This is a genomic window from Dactylosporangium sp. NPDC050588, from assembly GCF_040654975.1.
GTDB classification, from domain to species: domain Bacteria; phylum Actinomycetota; class Actinomycetes; order Mycobacteriales; family Micromonosporaceae; genus Dactylosporangium; species Dactylosporangium maewongense.
This window is the reverse complement of record NZ_JBFAJA010000040.1, coordinates 90,695-107,647: the sequence shown is the minus strand read 5'-3', so window position 1 is coordinate 107,647 and position 16,953 is coordinate 90,695. Positions and strand designations below refer to the sequence as shown.

General features: G+C 74.0%; 18 protein-coding genes. 8 read left to right on the top strand and 10 right to left on the bottom strand.

The annotated features are described in order from the left end of the window. Positions 1–809 precede the first annotated feature (809 nt). A complete protein-coding gene (locus AB0I21_RS27430) occupies positions 810–1,373 on the bottom strand; it encodes a TIGR03086 family metal-binding protein (protein WP_360565347.1) in 564 nt (187 codons plus the stop codon). 65 nt (positions 1,374–1,438) lie between these two features. Here AB0I21_RS27430 and AB0I21_RS27425 point away from each other — a divergent pair, with 65 nt between their 5' ends. Next, positions 1,439–2,197, top strand: a complete 759-nt coding sequence (locus AB0I21_RS27425) for a helix-turn-helix domain-containing protein (RefSeq protein ID WP_360565346.1) — start codon at positions 1,439–1,441, stop codon at positions 2,195–2,197. A gap of 49 nt (positions 2,198–2,246) precedes the next feature. On the opposite strand, the gene AB0I21_RS27420 is transcribed toward AB0I21_RS27425, so the two are convergent. Next, positions 2,247–5,807, bottom strand: a complete 3,561-nt coding sequence (locus tag AB0I21_RS27420; RefSeq protein ID WP_360565344.1) for a fibronectin type III domain-containing protein — start codon at positions 5,805–5,807, stop codon at positions 2,247–2,249. 221 nt (positions 5,808–6,028) lie between these two features. On the opposite strand from AB0I21_RS27420, the gene AB0I21_RS27415 reads away from it, so the two are divergent. Further along, positions 6,029–7,279: a hypothetical protein gene (locus tag AB0I21_RS27415; protein WP_360565342.1), complete on the top strand. Its 1,251-nt coding sequence runs from the start codon at positions 6,029–6,031 to the stop codon at positions 7,277–7,279. Here AB0I21_RS27415 and AB0I21_RS27410 read toward each other — a convergent pair. Next, complete coding sequence (locus AB0I21_RS27410; protein WP_360565340.1) at positions 7,276–7,854, bottom strand: TetR/AcrR family transcriptional regulator; 579 nt, start codon at positions 7,852–7,854, stop codon at positions 7,276–7,278. The genes AB0I21_RS27415 and AB0I21_RS27410 overlap by 4 nt on opposite strands. Positions 7,855–7,899: 45 nt before the next feature. Between AB0I21_RS27410 and AB0I21_RS27405 the strand changes: the two genes are divergently transcribed. Further along, positions 7,900–8,361 (top strand): GNAT family N-acetyltransferase, encoded by a 462-nt coding sequence (locus tag AB0I21_RS27405; RefSeq protein WP_360565338.1) that lies wholly within the window; start codon positions 7,900–7,902, stop codon positions 8,359–8,361. A gap of 83 nt (positions 8,362–8,444) precedes the next feature. On the opposite strand, the gene AB0I21_RS27400 is transcribed toward AB0I21_RS27405, so the two are convergent. Further along, the gene (locus AB0I21_RS27400) at positions 8,445–9,695 is read right to left on the bottom strand and encodes a hypothetical protein (protein ID WP_360565337.1); all 1,251 of its coding nucleotides are present in this window, start codon (positions 9,693–9,695) and stop codon (positions 8,445–8,447) included. 116 nt (positions 9,696–9,811) lie between these two features. Further along, complete coding sequence (locus tag AB0I21_RS27395; RefSeq protein WP_360565335.1) at positions 9,812–10,270, bottom strand: DUF1203 domain-containing protein; 459 nt, start codon at positions 10,268–10,270, stop codon at positions 9,812–9,814. A 97-nt stretch (positions 10,271–10,367) separates the two neighbouring features. Here AB0I21_RS27395 and AB0I21_RS27390 point away from each other — a divergent pair, with 97 nt between their 5' ends. Continuing rightward, entirely contained in the window at positions 10,368–10,808 is a 441-nt protein-coding gene (locus tag AB0I21_RS27390) for a maleylpyruvate isomerase N-terminal domain-containing protein (protein ID WP_344502620.1), read from the top strand. A gap of 62 nt (positions 10,809–10,870) precedes the next feature. Here the strand turns inward: AB0I21_RS27390 and AB0I21_RS27385 are convergent, their stop codons facing one another. The 4 genes from AB0I21_RS27385 to AB0I21_RS27370 form a co-directional block, all read right to left on the bottom strand. Beyond that, a complete protein-coding gene (locus tag AB0I21_RS27385) occupies positions 10,871–11,335 on the bottom strand; it encodes an SRPBCC family protein (RefSeq protein ID WP_360565333.1) in 465 nt (154 codons plus the stop codon). Positions 11,336–11,408: 73 nt separating this feature from the next. Further along, complete coding sequence (locus AB0I21_RS27380; protein ID WP_360565331.1) at positions 11,409–12,170, bottom strand: SDR family NAD(P)-dependent oxidoreductase; 762 nt, start codon at positions 12,168–12,170, stop codon at positions 11,409–11,411. Between the two features lie 21 nt (positions 12,171–12,191). Next, positions 12,192–13,022 (bottom strand): helix-turn-helix transcriptional regulator, encoded by an 831-nt coding sequence (locus tag AB0I21_RS27375; RefSeq protein ID WP_344502805.1) that lies wholly within the window; start codon positions 13,020–13,022, stop codon positions 12,192–12,194. Between the two features lie 261 nt (positions 13,023–13,283). Then, positions 13,284–13,526, bottom strand: a complete 243-nt coding sequence (locus tag AB0I21_RS27370) for a DUF397 domain-containing protein (protein WP_360565354.1) — start codon at positions 13,524–13,526, stop codon at positions 13,284–13,286. Between the two features lie 203 nt (positions 13,527–13,729). Between AB0I21_RS27370 and AB0I21_RS27365 the strand changes: the two genes are divergently transcribed. The 3 genes from AB0I21_RS27365 to AB0I21_RS27355 are packed head-to-tail and all read left to right on the top strand — an operon-like array spanning position 13,730 to position 15,012. Then, complete coding sequence (locus AB0I21_RS27365) at positions 13,730–14,398, top strand: GGDEF domain-containing protein (RefSeq protein ID WP_360565330.1); 669 nt, start codon at positions 13,730–13,732, stop codon at positions 14,396–14,398. A 15-nt stretch (positions 14,399–14,413) separates the two neighbouring features. Then, positions 14,414–14,617: a hypothetical protein gene (locus tag AB0I21_RS27360; RefSeq protein WP_344502625.1), complete on the top strand. Its 204-nt coding sequence runs from the start codon at positions 14,414–14,416 to the stop codon at positions 14,615–14,617. Next, positions 14,614–15,012, top strand: coding sequence for a hypothetical protein (locus AB0I21_RS27355; RefSeq protein WP_360565328.1), 399 nt, complete (start codon positions 14,614–14,616; stop codon positions 15,010–15,012). The genes AB0I21_RS27360 and AB0I21_RS27355 overlap by 4 nt, the downstream gene beginning before the upstream one ends. Here AB0I21_RS27355 and AB0I21_RS27350 read toward each other — a convergent pair. Further along, positions 14,906–15,667, bottom strand: coding sequence for an endonuclease/exonuclease/phosphatase family protein (locus tag AB0I21_RS27350; RefSeq protein WP_360565326.1), 762 nt, complete (start codon positions 15,665–15,667; stop codon positions 14,906–14,908). The two genes, AB0I21_RS27355 and AB0I21_RS27350, sit on opposite strands and share 107 nt — an antisense overlap. A gap of 11 nt (positions 15,668–15,678) precedes the next feature. On the opposite strand from AB0I21_RS27350, the gene AB0I21_RS27345 reads away from it, so the two are divergent. After that, a complete protein-coding gene (locus AB0I21_RS27345) occupies positions 15,679–16,932 on the top strand; it encodes an ArgE/DapE family deacylase (protein WP_360565324.1) in 1,254 nt (417 codons plus the stop codon). The last annotated feature ends 21 nt before the right edge of the window (positions 16,933–16,953 follow it).

The following is a 16,953-nucleotide window of genomic DNA, read 5'->3' as shown; positions in this document are numbered from 1 at the left end:
AGTCCTCCACGCTCAACACCCTCCAAGATCATCAAAGAGGAGGGGTCAAGATTCAAAAACCCGCTGGGGGTCAGTCTTCAGGAAGCCGCGACAGCTGCGCGACCCGCCGCTGCGCAGACCAGGAGCCCTTCACGCACCACGCCGCGGACCCGCCGCTCCGTGGAGGACCAGGCGCCCTCCACACCACCTTGCCGAGCCTTCGCCCGCCGCATCGCGACCCGGCACACACCGCTGCGCGACCCGCTGCGCAGACCAGGAGCCCTTCACGCACCACGCCGCGACCCGCCGCTCCGTGGACCAGGCGCCTTCCACACCACCTTGCCGAGCCCGCCGGACCCGCGGTCAGCACCTCGCGCACCGCCCCGCGACCCGCCGACCCGTGGAGCAGGCGCACTCCACACCGCGCCGCGACCCAAGACCAGGCGCGCCTTGCACCCGCCGCCCTACGACCCGCCACTGCGCAGACAAGGCGCCCTTCACGCACCGCGTCGCGACCCGCCACCCCAAGACCGGGCGCGCCTTCCACCCGCCGCTCCGGAACACACCGCCCAAGGCCAGAGGCGCACTCCACTGCCGGGCCCCACGACCCGGCGCTCCGTGGACCAGGCGTCCCTCGCACACCGTTCCGCGACCCGCCGCCCCATGGCCTGGCGTCTTCCAGCCGCCGCGGCGCGATCCGGCGGGCCGTGGCCTGGGGGCGAATCATGCACCGCTGGGAAGTCGCTGTCGGGCCCGTGCCGCAGCCCGTCAGCTCCTGGTAGGCGTTGCGCGATGCATCCGCACAGCTAGGCGGTTGATCGCACGGGCGGTCAGGGGGTCCAGGACGGGTTGCGGCCGCTGAGGGCCAGGGCGCGGGACAGCGGCGGGGCGGCCAGAGGGACGGGGACCTCGGCGCCGTACACGTTCATCTGGCGGCCCATGTCGGCGGTGCGGGCGACCTCCTCGTACACCCGCTGCACAACGACATCGTCCCAGTGGGGGGCGACGCCGGTGGCGCGGGCGAGGTCCCAGCCGTGCAGGACCAGCTCGCCGAGGACCATGCCGCCGACCATGTCCGCGGGCAGGTCCATCGGGCCGCCCATCCGGGTGGTGCCCGACCACGCCGCGGGGGCGGTCCAGGCCGTGGTGAGCGACTCGAGGTGGGCGCGCAGCAGGGCGCGCCAGTCGCCGGCGGTGCGGTCCTGTTCTGGGCCCGGGTCGACGGTCTCCTTGCGGGCGGCGCCGGTCAGGGCCGGCGCCCAGTGCAGCAGGTGGTTGACGAGCGCCCGGACGTCCCACCCGGTGCACGGCGTCGCCGCGTCCAGGGAGTCGATGCCGTCCACGATCTTCAGGGTCACCGGAGTGGCGAGGCCGATGAGCAGGTGTCCTTCCATCGGCGCAACGGTAGGCGCCGCGGCACGCGCGGGTCTTGGACAAACGCGACGGCTACCCTTGCGGGGTGCGCGACCCGAGGGAGCTGGGCGGTGCGTGGTCGGCGTTCCAGCGGCACGGCGCCGCGGCGCCGTCGCCGGTCCTGGAGGGGGTCGTCGCCCGGCACTGGTGGGCGACCTGGGACCTGACTGGCCAGCCCGGCTACCGCCAGCTGCTCCCGCCGACGCCGAGCGTGCAGCTGACGTTTCCCACCGGCGGCGAGCCCCTGCTCCGCGGCGTCCACCGGCGTCACTTCACCCGGATGCTGCACGGCGCCGGCGGCGTCCAGGGTGTCGCGTTCGTCCCGGGCGCGTTCCGCCGGTTCCTCGGTGCGCCCGTGAGCTCCCTGACGGGACGCACCGTCCGCGCCGCGGAGGTCTTCCCCGGCATCCCCGCCGTGCCGCCCGGCGACAGCGCGACCGTCGACGCCTTCCTCGCCGGGGTGCTCCCGCCGCCCGACCCCGCCGGTGACGCGGCCGCCGCATGTGTACGCCACGCCGCCGCCACTCCTGGCCTCCGCCGCGTCGACGATCTGGCCGGCGCGTGCGGGCTGGGCGTACGGCACCTGCAACGCCTCTTCGCCGAGCACGTCGGTGTCAGCCCGAAGTGGCTGCTGCGCCGCTTCCGCCTGCAGGAGGTGACCGACGTGCTGGCCGCCGCGCCCGGCGCCCCGGTCGACTGGGCCGGCCTCGCCGCCGACCTCGGGTACGTCGACCAGGCCCACCTCAGCAGGGACTTCGCCGCCATGTTCGGCGAGCCCCCGACCACGTACGCCGCCCGCTACTGACGGCGACCGGCCGGACCCCTCGGACGGGGACCGGCCGGCAGCTTCCCGGTCAGCGACGCCTGCGGAACGGCAGCGCGCGCAGCCGCTCGGCGAGCATCTGGCTGCCCGCGGCCCGGCTCGCGGCACCGCCGGCGATCAGCGCGAGCGCCGCGAGGGTCAGGAGCGTGACCGGCGGGCCGGTGACGGGCAGGCCGCCACCGCCGGTGCCCGGCGCGGAGACGTCCGCCGGGGCGGCCCCGACGGTGACCGCCAGCTTCAGCACCCGCAGGGTGCCGGACGGGTCGGTGCCCATCGAGACGAACGTGTGCTCGCCGGCCAGGCCGGCCGGCACGGTCACCTGCTTGCTGAACGACCCGTTCTCGTCGGTGAGGGCGGTGCCCAGCGCGGTCGGGCTGGAGAAGACCAGCAGCTGCACCCACGTCCGCGGTGCGAACCCGGTGCCGACCAGGGTCGTCGGCCGGCCCGCGCTCGGCAGTGCCGTGCCGGCGCTCGACGTGAGGACGCCGTCGACGGCCGTCGGCGGCACGGTCGCCGGCACCGTCACGGGTGCCGCCGGCGTGACCGCGAGCGGGGCGCTGGCCGTCGCGTCGCCCTCGGCCACCGTCGCGGCCACCGTCACCTGGTAGGTGACCTTGTTGGTCACGCCGGTCAGCTTGTGGCTCGTCGTCGAGCCGCCGGTGACCGTCGCGGTGACCGGTGCGCCCGTCGCGGGGGTCGCCGTCACGGTGTACCCGGTGACCGCGCCGGCCGGCTGGGGCACCGTCCACGTCACGTCGATCGTCGTGTCGCCGGGCACGACGGTCACGACCGGGGCGGTGACCGCCGGCGCCGTGACGGATGCCGTGCCGGTCGGCGAGGCGCCCTTGACGTTGACCGCGGCCACCGACACGGTGTAGCCGGCACCGGGGATACCAGCGAAACTGCAGGTGGTGGCGAGCGGCGTCGCGGTGGCGCAGTCCGGCGCGGCCGGGCCGGCGCCGCCGGAGCGGGACACCGTCACCGTGTAGGACAGGATCGGCGCGCCGCCGGTCTCACCCGGCGTCCAGGCCACCTTGATCAGGCCGCCGTCGACCGAGGCGCTGACCGCCGGGGCGGCCGGCACCGCGGCCTCGAGGGTCACCGACGCGGTGCCGCCGACCGAGACCCCGGCGTTGTTCTGCGCCGTGACGGCGACGTCGTAGGTCGCGCCGGGCACGCCCGTGGCGCTGCACGTGGTGCCGGTCGGGGTCGCGGGCATGCAGGTCAGCACGGTGGCCGGGGTGCCCTGCCGGGTCACGGTGACCTGGTACGCGCTGATCGGCGCCCCGCCGGTGGCGTTCGGGCTCCAGTTGACCGTGATCGTGGTGCCCGACGACGCGGCGGTCACCGTCGGCGCGGCCGGGGCGACCGCGGCGGCCGTGATGGTGCCGGTGCCGGCGGTGGAGCTGCCGGCGCTGTTCACTGCGACGACCTCGACGTCGTAGGTCTCGCCGGGCACACCGGTCGCGGTGCAGCTGACCGGCGGCGTCGGTCCACCGGGCGGCGGGGTGCAGGTCAGCGACGGCGTCAGCGGGGCGCTCTGCGGCACCAGCGTCACCACGTAGCTGGTGATCGCCGCGCCGCCGTTGAAGTTCGGCGTCCACGCGACGGTGATGACGCTGCCGGAGACGGTGGGCGACACGGTCGGCGCCGACGGGGCGACCGCCGCCACCGTCGCCGTGGCGGTCCCGCCCAGGGAGGTGCCGGCGCTGTTCGTCGCGGTGACGACGACGTCGTACACCGAGCCGGGCGCGCCGGTGGTGCTGCAGGTCGTGCTCGTCGGCGTTGCCGGGGTGCAGGTCAGCACCGTCGCCGGCATGCCCTGCCGGGTGACCGTCGCCTGGTACGCGGTGATCGCCGCGCCGCCGGTGGCGTTCGGGGTCCAGTTGACCGTGATCGTGGTGCCGGACGTGCCGGTGGTGACCGTCGGCGCGGCCGGGGCGACCGCGGCGACCGCGGCGGTGGAGGTGCCGGCGGTGGAGGTGCCGGCGACGTTGACCGCGGCGACCGCGACGTCGTACGTCTGGCCGGGCACGCCGGTCGCGGTGCAGCTGACCGGCGGCGTCGGCGCGCCGAGCGGCGGGGCGCAGGGCAGCGTCGGCGTCAGCGGGGCGCTCTGCGGCACCAGCGTCACCACGTAGCTGGTGATCGCCGCGCCGCCGTCGCTGCCCGGCGTCCAGTTGACGGTGATCGCGCTGCCGGAGACCGACGTCGTCACGGCCGGGGCCGCGGGCGCGCTGGCGAGGACCGCCGTGGTGGTGCCGGCCGTCGACGGGCCGGTGGAGTTGTAGCTGCGGACCTCGACCGAGTACGTGGCGCCGACGACGCCGGTGAAGGTGCACGACGATCCGATCACCCAACCGGGCGGGTTGGCGGCCTCGACCGTCGCCGGGGCGTTGCACGCCACGGGGACCGGGCTCCCGCCGTCGGACCGGTTGACCAGGACGGTGTGCCCGACGATCCCGGTGACGCCGAGCTGCTCGGCCCAGGTGACCGTGACGCTGGTGCCGCTGACCGTGGCCTGCGCGGTCGGCGCGGGGGGCACCGGCGGGACGGTGACCGTGGTGGTCTGGTAGGTCGACCAGCCGACGCTGTTGTGGGCCCGGACCTTGACCTGGTAGGACGTGCCGGCCTCCCCGGCGATGGTGCAGGAGTTGGCGGTGGCCACGGTGCACGGCACCGTCACCACCGGGTTGCTGCCGGAGACCGTGGCGACCGTCTCGTAGTCGTCGATGCCGGTCTCGCCGCTGGCGGGCTGGTAGCTGATCGTGATGGTCGTGCCGGTCCGGGAGGACGACACCTGCGGCACGCCGGCCGCGGTCAGCAGCTGCGCCAGCCAGACGGCGCTGGACCGGGGCTGGCCGCCCACGTACGCGTACACGACCACCCGGTTGACGCCGGGGAAGATCAGGTTGGAGAACGTGCACGGGCTGACCGTGCACTGGGAGATGCCGTTGCCGTTGACGCTCACCAGGTAGCTCGTGGCACCCGGGGCCGCGGTCCACGCCACCGTGAACGTCGTCGTGGTCTCGACGATCGAGGTGATGGTCGGCGAGAGCGGCTCGCCGACCCCGCCGGGGCTCGGCGTCGCCTCGACGGTCGCCGTCCCCGGGACGCCGTTGCCGTGCCAGGGTGCCGGCGGAGGCGGCGGCGCCGTCAGCCCGGGGGCGGCCGGCCGCGCGTGCGTCGAGAGCGTCCGCGCGAACCCGTGCACGGTCTTGCCGGCGGCGGAGGCGCTGGCACCGGCGCCGGCCGAGCCTGACCGAGCCGTCGCGGCCGGGCTGCCGGCACCGGCCGGCGTGCTGGGGCTCCCCTTGCCCGCCGCCCCGCTCTTGCCGGCCTTGCCGCCCGCCTTGTCGCCGGTCTTGGCGTTCGTCTTGCCGTTCGTCTTGAGGTTCGTCTTGTCGCCGGCCTTGGTGCTGGCCTTGGTGCCCGCCTTCGCGCTGCCGGACCTGACGGCGGCCGGCTTGCCGGTGGGCTCGCCGGTGGCGGGCCTGGCGTCCCGGGCCTCGGTGGTGGCCCGCGGCGACGGGCCGCGCCCGGTGCCGGGGTCCGCCGAGGCGGGCGCGGACAGCCCGATCAGTGCCAGCAATGACGCGACGGCGCATGCCGCCGCCAATCGACGCGATCGGAAGTTCCTTGGCGACATCATGCCCCTGGTCCCTGGTGCGCTTGATTGATCCACTCCAACGGGACGCTATGGCACCTGACCGACAAAGTGGGTATTTCTCAAAAATCAGACGAATTTGCACCACACCCGGCGGCCACCGACCGGGCGGCGCCGCCGGACGGCCCACGTGTACAACAGACGCCATGGACGCGAAGCGGGCGCAGGGGATCGGGTTCGCCGCGGCGATGGGCGCGCTGGCCGGCGCGGCCCTCGGGGCGCACCGCGGGCCGCGCGGCGCGGTCGCGGGTGCGGTGCTGGGCGCCGGCGCCCTGGCGGGCGTCGACGCGCTCGCGCGGGCCAGGCAGCGGCCGGGCGAGATCCCCGCGGTGTGGTCGCGGGTCGCGGCCAGCGGCGCGATCGCGGCACCGGTCGGGTGGGCCGCCGGCAAGGCCGGCGCGAGCCCGCTCGCGGTGGGTGTGGCGAGCGGCGCGGTCGCCGGGGCGATGGGGATCAGGCCGCACAAGGTGGCGCTCGGGCCGGTGGTCGGGCTCGCCGTCGGCGCGGCGCTGCGCGACCGGCCGCCGGCGCAGGTCGCCGCGGCGAGCGTCGTGGCGTTCCGGACGGTGTCGCAGCTGGTGTTCCGGGATCCGCAGGTCAGCCTCCTCGCGGAGCGGGTGCCGGCGGAGCGGCTGCCGTTCGTCGTGCCCCTCGAGGCGCGGACCAGGTATGTCGGCACCGGTTACGTCCGGGCGCTCGCCGAGGCGACCGGCGGCACGTACCGGGAGGCGGCGCCGGACGTCGGCATCGTCGCCGACCTCGACGTCCTCGCGGGGCCGGGCTTCGACCCCGGCGCGGTGCCGCCGCTCGTGCGGGAGTTCTACGAGCACACGACCCGGTTCACGCTCGACATCGTGCCGCGCTGGCGGGCCTGGGTGCGGCCCGGGTATCTGCTGTACCGCAACCTCGTCGCCCGGCCGCTCGGGCAGGCGAACGTGCCGATGAACCAGCGGGAGGCGCTGCGCGGGGTCCGCAGCCGCATCGACACCGTCACCACCGGCGACGGCCTGCAGACCCGCGGCTGGATCCGCAGCTACGCCGACACCGACGAGCCGATCTACGTCGGCATCTACACGACGTACCGGCATGAGGGCCGCGGCTATGTCAGCGTGGGCTTCCCGTTGCCGCAGGCGAACTTCACCGCGACGCTCGCGCCGCGGCAGCGCGAGCACGGGCTGGTCCTCACCAGCTCCGCGCACGACGGGCAGACCGGGCACTACCTGAGCCACATCGACGCGGACACCCGCGAGCTGACGACCCTTGCGGTGAGCGGCTTCGCCGAGGAGCTCGACGTGTACGTCGACAACGGTGAGCTGCGGGCCGTGCACGCGTTCGCGGTGTTCGGGCTGCCGTTCCTGCGCCTGGAGTACACGATCCGCCGGAAGAGCCCGCGCTAGCGCCGCCCGCCGGGGTCCTCCGACAGGCCGAAGGCGGCGAGCGCGGAGTCCAGCATCGCCTCCTGCACGGCCGGCGGATACGCCGACGGGTCGGCCGCCGCGAACGCCGCCGCGCCCTCCACCATGGCGATGAGCGCGACGGTGACGGTGGCCGGGTCCTGCGGCGGGCCGCACGTCTCGACGAGCCGGCCGACCCTCGTCCGCCACGCCCGGCTGTTGACCCGGTGCAGGTCGGTGAGCTCCTCGTCGGCGACGGCCGCGGCGAGGAACCCGAGCCAGACGGTGCTCTCCGCGACCGTCTGCGGGTCGAGGGCGAGCCCCTGGTGCAGGATCGCGCGCAGCGCGGCGCGGGGCGAGGCCGCGGCGGCCTCCAGGGTCTCGACGCGGGCCTTGGTCGTCTCGTGCAGCAGCTGCCGGGCGTGCCGCAGCAGCGCCCGCCGGTTGGGGAACCTGTGCATGACGAGGCCGGTCGTGCAGCCCGCGGCGGCGGCCACGGCGCGGATCGTCAGCCGCTCCAGGCCCTGCTCCGCGAGGACGTCCCAGACCGCCTTCGACAGCCGCTCCTCGTGTGGCACGCGTCGCACTCCATCCGTCTCGTAACAACTGTTACGGTACCAGCCATGACCGACTGGATCATCGAGGAGCGGGGCTGGGACGACCCGGACGGGGCCGCCCTGCGCGCCGCGCAGCGGGCCGAGCTCGACGCCCGCTACGGCAGCGACGACCACGAGCCGGGCGGCCCGCCGTCCGGCGACGACATCGACCTGTTCCTGGTCGCGACCGCCGGCCGCGGCCCGGTCGGCTGCGGGGCGCTGCGGCACCTCGACGCGACCTCCGCCGAGGTCAAGCGGATGTACGTGGTCCCGGACGCCCGCGGCACCGGCGTCGCGACCCCGATCCTGCGCGGCCTGGAGGACGCCGCCCTGGCCCGCGGCTGGACGACGCTGCGCCTGGAGACCGGCACCGAGCAGCCCGACGCCCAGCGCTTCTACCGGCGCGAGGGCTATCACGAGATCCCGCTCTTCGGCGTCTACGCGGGCTCCACCCTGTCCGTCTGCTACGAGCGCGCCCTGCGCCGGTAGCGTGCCCGCCATGGCGCACCGGAGGCACCAGGAAACGGTGGGGCGCCCCTTGCCGTCCGGGGTGGCAAGGGGCGCCCGGTGGGTCAGGCCGTGACGATCGTGCCGTCGGGCTTGCGGGTGCAGGTGACGGTGCGGGCGGTGGCCGAGGCGGCGCCGGTGAGGCACTTGCCGAGGACGGCGTGGCCGGCGGCGCTGGGGTGCCACGACTCCTGGCAGGTCTGGAAGTACGTGACGCAGGTGTTCGCGATCCGCTGGATGGCGATCTTGTCCTTGCCGGCGAGGCTGGTCACGAACACGCCCGAGGCGCCGTCCTGCAGGCGGATCGGGGTGGCCAGGGCGTTGCCGGGGCTGCCGGAGCGCTCGCAGAGCCGCGCGCCGTCGAAGGCGTGCTGCACGTCGAGGTAGACCAGGTCGTCGCCGGGGAACTCGGCGGCGAGGGTGTCCCGGGTCGTGCGCACGATCGTGCCGAGGCCCTGCGAGAAGCCGTGCCCGGGCGCGAGGCTGGCCCGGTGGATCGGGCAGCCGGCGGCGTACCGCTCGGCGCCGAGGTCGCGGAACTTGTCCCGGTCGTCCTGCCGGCCGTCCTCCTCCCAGTAGGTCTGGTCGAGGTCCAGCGGCAGCGGGTTCGTGTAGTCCTGGAACACCACCCGGTGCTGCCCGTCGGCGTCGATCTGGTCGAGGGTGGCGATGATCTGCCGGGCGGCGGCGATCGTCTCGGCGGTCGCCGCCTGGACCTGCGCCGCGGTCGCCAGGTCGGCGGCCGTGCACGGCTCCTGCTCGACCGGGCCGTTCAGGTAGGCCCAGAACTCCCACCAGCCGGTCCACGCGTCGGCGATGAACCGGTTCGCGCACTTCTCGGCCACGTCGCCGAACGTGAACGAGCTGTTGTTGGAGCCGAGCCCGATCAGCACCAGGTCGATGTCGTGGGTCTGCGCGACGGCCCGGAGCTGGTCGAGCTGCGCGGCGACGGAGCGGCCCTTGTCGCGGGCGCCGGACGGGTTGGCGATGTCGTGCGGGCGGCCGCCGGAGCACGCCAGGTTGAAGCGGGCCTGGATGCCGGGCAGCGCCGCCTGGTTGAGCGACGCGTTGGCGGAGCGGTGGCAGAAGAAGGCGTTGGTGTTGGGCGCCGACCAGCCGGGGAACGGCTGCGCGACGCCGTTGACGTCGACGACCGGCTGGTAGCTGCCGGCGCCCTCCCCGCTGATGAAGCTGTCGCCGAGGGCGACGGCGGCGGTCGGCAGGGCGGCCGCGGCGGGCAGCGCCGGCACGACCGCCGCGCCGGCGGAGACCAGCACGCCCGCCACGACGAGCGCGGTACGACGGAACACGGACACGGCGGTTTCCTCGATCCCATCGAATGTGAGAAATCCTCTGGGTCGGGATCAGATCACGACGTGCGCACGTCCGTCAATGTTTCCGGGCGATTTCCCTATAACTCCGGTCGGATAAGTCACATGGATCGCGTGACCGTGAACATGAAGCAGCCGTAGGCGACGTTGCGGGAGTCCACCCGTACCACCGCCGCATCCGACAACACGTCGGCGATGACGCCCTCCGGGTCCCCGCCGTCGTGGACCCGGGTCGCGGGATGGATCCATCCGCGCGCGTCATAGGCCCGCAGCACCTGCGACCGGCCGCGCCAGCCCTCCGGGTAGCCGGTCCCGGCGGGCCCGCCGCACCGCCGCGCGTGGGCGAGGACGGCGCCGATCTCCCGGTACGGGCTCGCCGGCAGCACCGGTTCGAACCCGAACAGCATCAGCCGCTCCCCCGCCACCGCGTCGCGCAGGCAGCACCGCAGCGGCTCGCCCCCACTCGCGTCCTGCTCCACGACAGGGTTGCCGGAGACGTCGATTCCCTTGCCCCGCACCGATTCCAGGATCGCGGGGTCGATCGCGTGCACTGTGAACATGCCCCGATCCTGTCCCACGCAAGGGGTTCGAGGCTGGCGGGAATCGGCCGTCGCGCTCGCCGTGCGGACCCGCACCGGCGCCCTTACCGTTGCAGGAGTGGAACGCGTACCCCTGGACGAGAACGCCGCCACGCGGCAACGCCTGACCGCCCTCATCGACTCCCTCGGCGACGACGACCTCGCCCGGCCGGTGACCCCCAGCTGGAGCGTCGCCACCGTGCTCGCCCAGCTCGCGTTCTGGGACCGGTGGGCGCAGACCCTGGTGCGACGCTGGCGCTCCGGCGAGCTCCCGCCGCCGAGCGTGCCGCCGTGGTACGACGACGCGCTCAACCACACCCTCCTGCCGACGTGGCAGGCGCTCCCCGGCCGCGAGGCGGCACAGATCGCCCGCGCCGCCGCCGAGGCCGCCGACCGCGAGATCGAGAAGGCCGAGACCCCGGTCGTCGCCGGCATCCTCGCCTCCGGCCAGGCCAACCTCCTGGACCGCGCGACCCCCCGCAACGACGCCCTGGACCGGATCGAGCGCGCGCTGCGCTGAGCGGCACGGGAAGGGGGCGCCGCGAGAAGCGGCGCCCCCGGAAAACCCTGCGACGAGATCGGCTACAGGCCCGTGCGCGGGACGTCGCCCCGCGACTGGCCGGTCTCGGCGCCGTGCTCCTCGACGTACTTCTTGAATCGCTTCGCGTCGGTCTTCACCTGCAGGTCGTCGACGCCGACGGCGGCGCCGGCCTTCTCCACGACACCCTCGGGCTGCCAGTCGAGCTGGACGGTCACGCGGGTGTCCCGGTCGCCGAGGCGGTGGAAGGTGACGACGCCGGCGTGCTTGGTGTCGCCGCCGACGCTCCTCCAGGCGATCCGCTCGTCGGGGTGCTGCTCGGTGATCTCGGCGTCGAACTCGCGCCGGACGCCGCCGACCTTCGTCACCCAGTGGGTGCGACGGTCGTCGACCTGCCTGATCGACTCGACGCCGCTCATGAACTGCGGGAAGGACTCGAACTGCGTCCACTGGTTGTACGCGGTGCGCACGGGCACGTGGACGTCGATGGTCTCGGTCACGCCACTCATTCGTTCCTCCGAAGAACTCGTGATTGTCGCGTTCGCCCACCTCGTGCCCGCCCTTGAGCAGAGCAAACGGGATTCAGGCCTGTTGTTGCGTGGGTCGCACCAGCAGCTCGTTGACCGCGACGTGCCGGGGCCGGGTGACGATGTAGGTGATCGTGTCGGCGATGTCCTCGGCCTCGAGGCGCTGCATGTCGGCGAAGCGCTGCTTGATGCCCTCCAGGATCTCGGGGCGGTTGTGCCCGGCGAGCTCGGTGGCGACGGCCCCCGGCTCGACCAGTGACACGCGGACGTAGCGGCCGGTGACCTCCTGGCGGAGTGCCTCGCTGAAGGCGCCGACGGCGTGCTTGGTGGCGTTGTAGACGCCACTGCCGTTCCGGGCGACCCGCCCCGCGACCGAGCTGACGTTGACCATGTCGGCGACCCGGCGCGGACCGTCGGCCGCCGCGGCGAGCAGGTGCGGGAGCGCGGCGTGGGCGCAGTACATGAGCCCCATGACGTTGACGGAGACCATGCGCTGCCACTCCTCGACGGGCGCGTCGACCACGGGCCCGAGCAGCATCACACCGGCGTTGTTCACGAGGGTGTCCAGCCGACCGAGCTCGCTCACCGTCTGGTGTACCGCGGCGACGGCGGCCGACTGCTCGGTGACGTCCGCCTCGACGACCAGGGCGGTGCCACCGTCGGCGCGGATGCGCTCCGCGAGCGTGGCGAGCCGGTCGGCCCGGCGGGCGGCGAGCGCGACGGCGGCGCCGCGGGAGGCCAGCGAGAGGGCGGCCGCCTCACCGATCCCGCTGGAGGCGCCGGTGACCAGCGCGACGGTTCCTGACAAAGATCCCATACAAGGGAAATTACCCCCTTGCTACGCCTCCAGATCGCGCCGGATCTCCTCGAGGACCTTCTGCGTCTCCGTCGGCGGGCGGGCCTCGACGCACAGCCGCTCCATCGCCTCGGCGTACAGGTCGACGTCGTCGCGCTTGTCGAGGTAGAGGGCGCTGGTGAGCTGCTCGATGTAGACGACGTCGGGCAGGTCCTGGTCGGGGAAGCGCAGGATGGTGAACGCGCCGCCGGCCGCGGCGTGGCCGCCGGCGTTGAACGGGATGACCTGCAGCCGCACGTTGGGCAGCGTGTTGGCCTCCAGCAGCGCGTCGACCTGGCCGCGCATGACGTGGGTGCCGCCGATCGGGCGGCGCAGCGCGGCCTCGTCGACGACGACCCACAGCTTCGGCGCGTCGGCACGGGTGAGGACCTGCTGGCGGGCCATCCGCAGCTCGACCCGGCGGTCGATCTCGTCGGCCTTGGCGCGGCCGTGGCCGAGCAGGACGACGGCCCGCGCGTACTCCTTGGTCTGCAGCAGGCCCGGCACGAACTGGACCTCGTACGTGCGGATGAGGGCCGCGGCGGCCTCGAGCCCGAGGTAGGACTGGAACCAGTTGGGCAGCACGTCGCCGAAGCGGTGCCACCAGCCGGGGTTGTTGGCGTCGCGGGCGAGGGCGAGCAGCCGGGTGCGCTCCTCGTCGTCGTCGAGCCCGTACAGGGTGAGCAGGTCGGCGACGTCGCGCTCCTTGAAGCCGACGCGGCCGAGCTCCATCCGGCTGATCTTCGACTCCGACGAGCGGATCTCCCAGCCGGCGTCCTCGCGGGTCACGCCCTGCGCCTCACGGAGCCGGCGCAGATGGGCGCCCAGCAGCATCCGGAGGACCGTGGGGCCTCCGGCCGCGCCGCCTTCCGGTGTTCCGGTCGTCACCTACTGCCTCCGAGTCCTGGACGCCGCCCTGTCACCCACTGGCCCCGCGGCGATCCGTTCCTGAGCGGTCCGTCCTGGCGAACCTTCCCATGATGGTGCCGTCCCGTGGGCGAGCCGGAGTAAGCATGCCATGACCCGACAGTAAGCGGGAGTGGGCTCGCATCGATCGGCGGTATCTCCAGCGAGCCCGCCCCGACCGTCACATCCTCAGCCGTCCAGCAGGTTGTCGAAGTCGCCGTCGCGGGCGCCGGCGATGAAGGCGGCGATCTCGTCGTAGGTGTAGATGAGCGCGGGCCCCTGCGGGTCGCGCGAGTTGCGCATCGCGAAGCCGGTCCCGTCTGGCAGGGGGGCCAGCTCGACGCAGTTGCCACTGGGGTTGCTACGGCGGCTCTTCTGCCAGGTGACGCCCGGCAGCTCGCCGGCCGGCATCCCGTTGTACGTCTGCTCCATGGACATCTCTCTGCAACATGTAGTTGAAAGTTTGCCGAGAATCGGCGTCTGCACGTGCATCGGCTCTTGCGTATGCAGCCGATAACGCGCATGCTAGCGCATGTGCGAATGTGCGGGGACGCTCACAATTTGTGACCAGAACCGGACGTTCGTGCCCAAATGATCGGGTGGCTTCCCCAGCTACGATCTTGGAGGACGCGCGCATGGACCCTCTCGCCTTCCTGGCCGGTGCGGCCGTGGCGGCCGGAGCGTGCGCGGCGTGGGTGTCCCAGCGCCGGGTGACCCGCCTGCGACGGCAGCTGACCGCGGAGCGCCACGCCGCCTGCCATGACCCGCTGACCGGCCTGCCCAACCGCCGGGCCTTCTACTCACGGGGCGCCGAGCTCGTCTGCGACCCGCAGGCGCACCCCCTGGTCGCGGTCGTGCTCGACGTCGACGGGTTCAAGCAGATCAACGACGTCTACGGGCACTCCGCCGGCGACGAGGTCCTGGTCACCATCGGGCACCGCTTCGCCTCGTGCGCGGGCGAGGGCCCGCGGCGGGGCATCGTGGCCCGGCTCGGCGGCGACGAGTTCGCCGGCCTCATCCCCGAACGCGACGGGGAGCCCGACGAGCAGGCCGCCCGGCTCGCCGACATGCTCGCCGCCCCGATGCGGCTCGGCGGTCAGGTCGTTTCGGTCAGCACGTCGGTCGGGCTGGTCCCGGTCGAGCCCAGCGCGCACCTCGCCGATGCCGTGCACCGGGCCGACGCCGCCATGTACCGCGCCAAACGCCACACCCAGCGCCGCCGGACCCCCCTGGTGACGCACCAGCACGTCCTGCACACCTCGCTCCGTTGTGAGCTGCCCACCCACCCCACATCGGCGACCTGACAAGGACCCCCCGCGATGGACCTCAAAGAGCTCGTCCGCCAGCGCCGCCGCCACCAGCCCCGTCCGAAGAGCTGGCTGGCCGCCAAACTCCACCGTGCGGAGCAGTGCCGCGACTGCCACCAGCCGTGGCCGTGCGACCAGTACGTCGCCGCCCGCAACTCGGTCCTCGTCTACGCCCTGCGACGCCTCGAGCTCGCCCGGCCCGGGAGTCTGGGGTGACAATCGCGCACATCCCGGGCCGGCCGACCTGGCTGTGCACGGGATGTCGCGAGCCGTGGCCCTGCCAGGCCAAGCGCGACCAGCTCGTCGCGGAGCACGGCGACAGCCCCGCCGCGCTGCGCACGATGATGGCGCTGCGGGTCGCCGACGCCGCCGAGGACCTGCGCCAGCTGGGCGCCGACCAGCTGTGGACGCGGTTCCTGGGCTGGCTGCCCGCACCCGGCCAGGGCCCCGTGATCCGCTGGGTCGCGAACCCGCCGCTCGGCGGGCACCGCAGACCGGCGCCGGTCAAGGAGCAGATCGACCCGCGGGGTCCGTCGCGCACGTCGCCAGCACCGGAAAATGGTCCGACGCGGACGCAGTCCCGCCGCCGGTCACCACACGGCACGTCGTGAAGTCCCCGGCGACCGCCGGCGACGCCAGGATGTAGTCCAGCCGCGCCCGCGTGAACTCCTCGCCGCCGAGCGCCGTCGGCACCGTCCAGCCCGGCCCCTCGCCGACCGCCTGGAACACGTCGACCAGGCCGCGGCGGGCCAGCAGCGCCATCGCCCGGGTGTCCACCCCGCCCCGCCCGAACCAGGTGCGGTGCCGCCGCCGGACGTCGCCCGGCGGGCCGGACGACGGGGACAGCGAGTTGAAGTCGCCCATCAGGACGACCCGCTCCCGCCGCCTGGCGAAGGCCGCGAGCAGCCGGGCCTCGTACAGGCGGATCCTGCCCCAATAGGGGAACAGGTGCGTGCTGACCACGGTCAGCGGGCCCGCCGCCGTGTCGATCTCCACCCATGCCGCCCCGTGATGGAAGCTTCCCGGCACCGCGCCGTGGCGCAGGATCCGCAGGCGCGGCGCGACCAGCAGCCCGACCGGCTGCCCGGTCCGCGGCGGCGCCACGTGCAGGCGCATCCCGGTGCGCTCCGCCAGGGGCGGGTCGCCGCGCAGCTCCTGCACCGCGGCGACGTCGGGCGCCGCGGCATCGATGACCTCGCACACGGCGTCCAGCCGCCCGCCGTTCGCACCGGTCAGGATGTTGTACGACAGCAGCGTCAACGACATACATTGCCCGGATGGACGTCCACAACGCTCTCCTCAGCTCCCGCGACGAGACCATCCGCACGCTCGTCGACCTGGTCCGCGTACCCAGTGTGGGTGGCACCCAAGCGGAGGGCGAGATCGTGCGTCACGTCGCCGGCCTGCTCGCGGCGGAAGGCGTCGAGACCGACCTGTGGCAGATCCCCGTCGCCGACCTCGCCGGCCGCCCCGACTTCCCCGGCATGGAGGTCGAGCGGTCCGAGGCGTGGGGGCTCGTCGCCCGGCTGCCCGGCACCGGCGGCGGCCGCACGCTCATGTTCAACGGGCACCTCGACGTGGTCCCGCCCGGTGACCTGTCGACCTGGTCCGACGACCCGTTCTCCGGGCGGGTCGCCGACGGTCACGTGTACGGCCGCGGCGCCTGCGACATGAAAGGCGGCTTCGCCGCGGCACTGGCCGCCCTGCTCGCCCTGCACCGCAGCGGCACCCGGCTGCCCGGCGACGTCCTGCTCGCGGCGGTCGTCGGCGAGGAGGACGGGGGCCTGGGCACCTATGCGACCCTCGACCGCGGCTGGCGCGCCGACGCGTGCGTCATCACCGAGCCGACCGCGCTGGACGTCCTGGCCGCCAACGGCGGCGCGCTCACCTTCCGGCTGCGGGTGCCGGGCCTCGCCGCGCACGCCTGCGCCCGCACCAGCGGCGTGAGCGCGGTCGAGAAGTTCCAGATCGTCTTCCCGGTGCTGCGGGCCCTGGAGGCGTCCCGGAACCGGTCGGTCGACCCGATGATGCGGCGGTGGGACATCGCGTACCCCCTGGAGATCGGCACCGTGCGGGCCGGCGACTGGGCGTCGACGGTGCCGGACCTGCTGGTCGCCGAGGGCCGCTTCGGGGTCGCGCTCGACGAGCCGGTCGACGAGGCGCGCGCCGCGTTCGAGCGGACCGTCGCGGAGGCGTGCGCCGCCGACCCGTGGCTGAAGGAGCACCCGGTGACGGTCGAGTGGTGGGGCGGGCAGTTCGCGTCCGGCCGCTGCCCCTCCGGCACCGACCTGGTCCGGCGGGTCCTCGACGCGCACACCTCCACCCACGCCGGCTCCCCGTTCGCCGCCGAGCCGGCGGTCGTGGGCGCGCCGTACGGCTCCGACCTGCGCCTGCTGACGAACATCGGGGGCATCCCGGCCGTGCAGTACGGGCCGGGCGTCGGCTACGGGCACTGCCCCGACGAGAAGGTGTCGATCGAGCAGGTCCACGCGTGCTCGGCCACCCTGGTCAACCTCGCCCTGGCATTCTGACCGTTCGCGCTCATCGCGCTA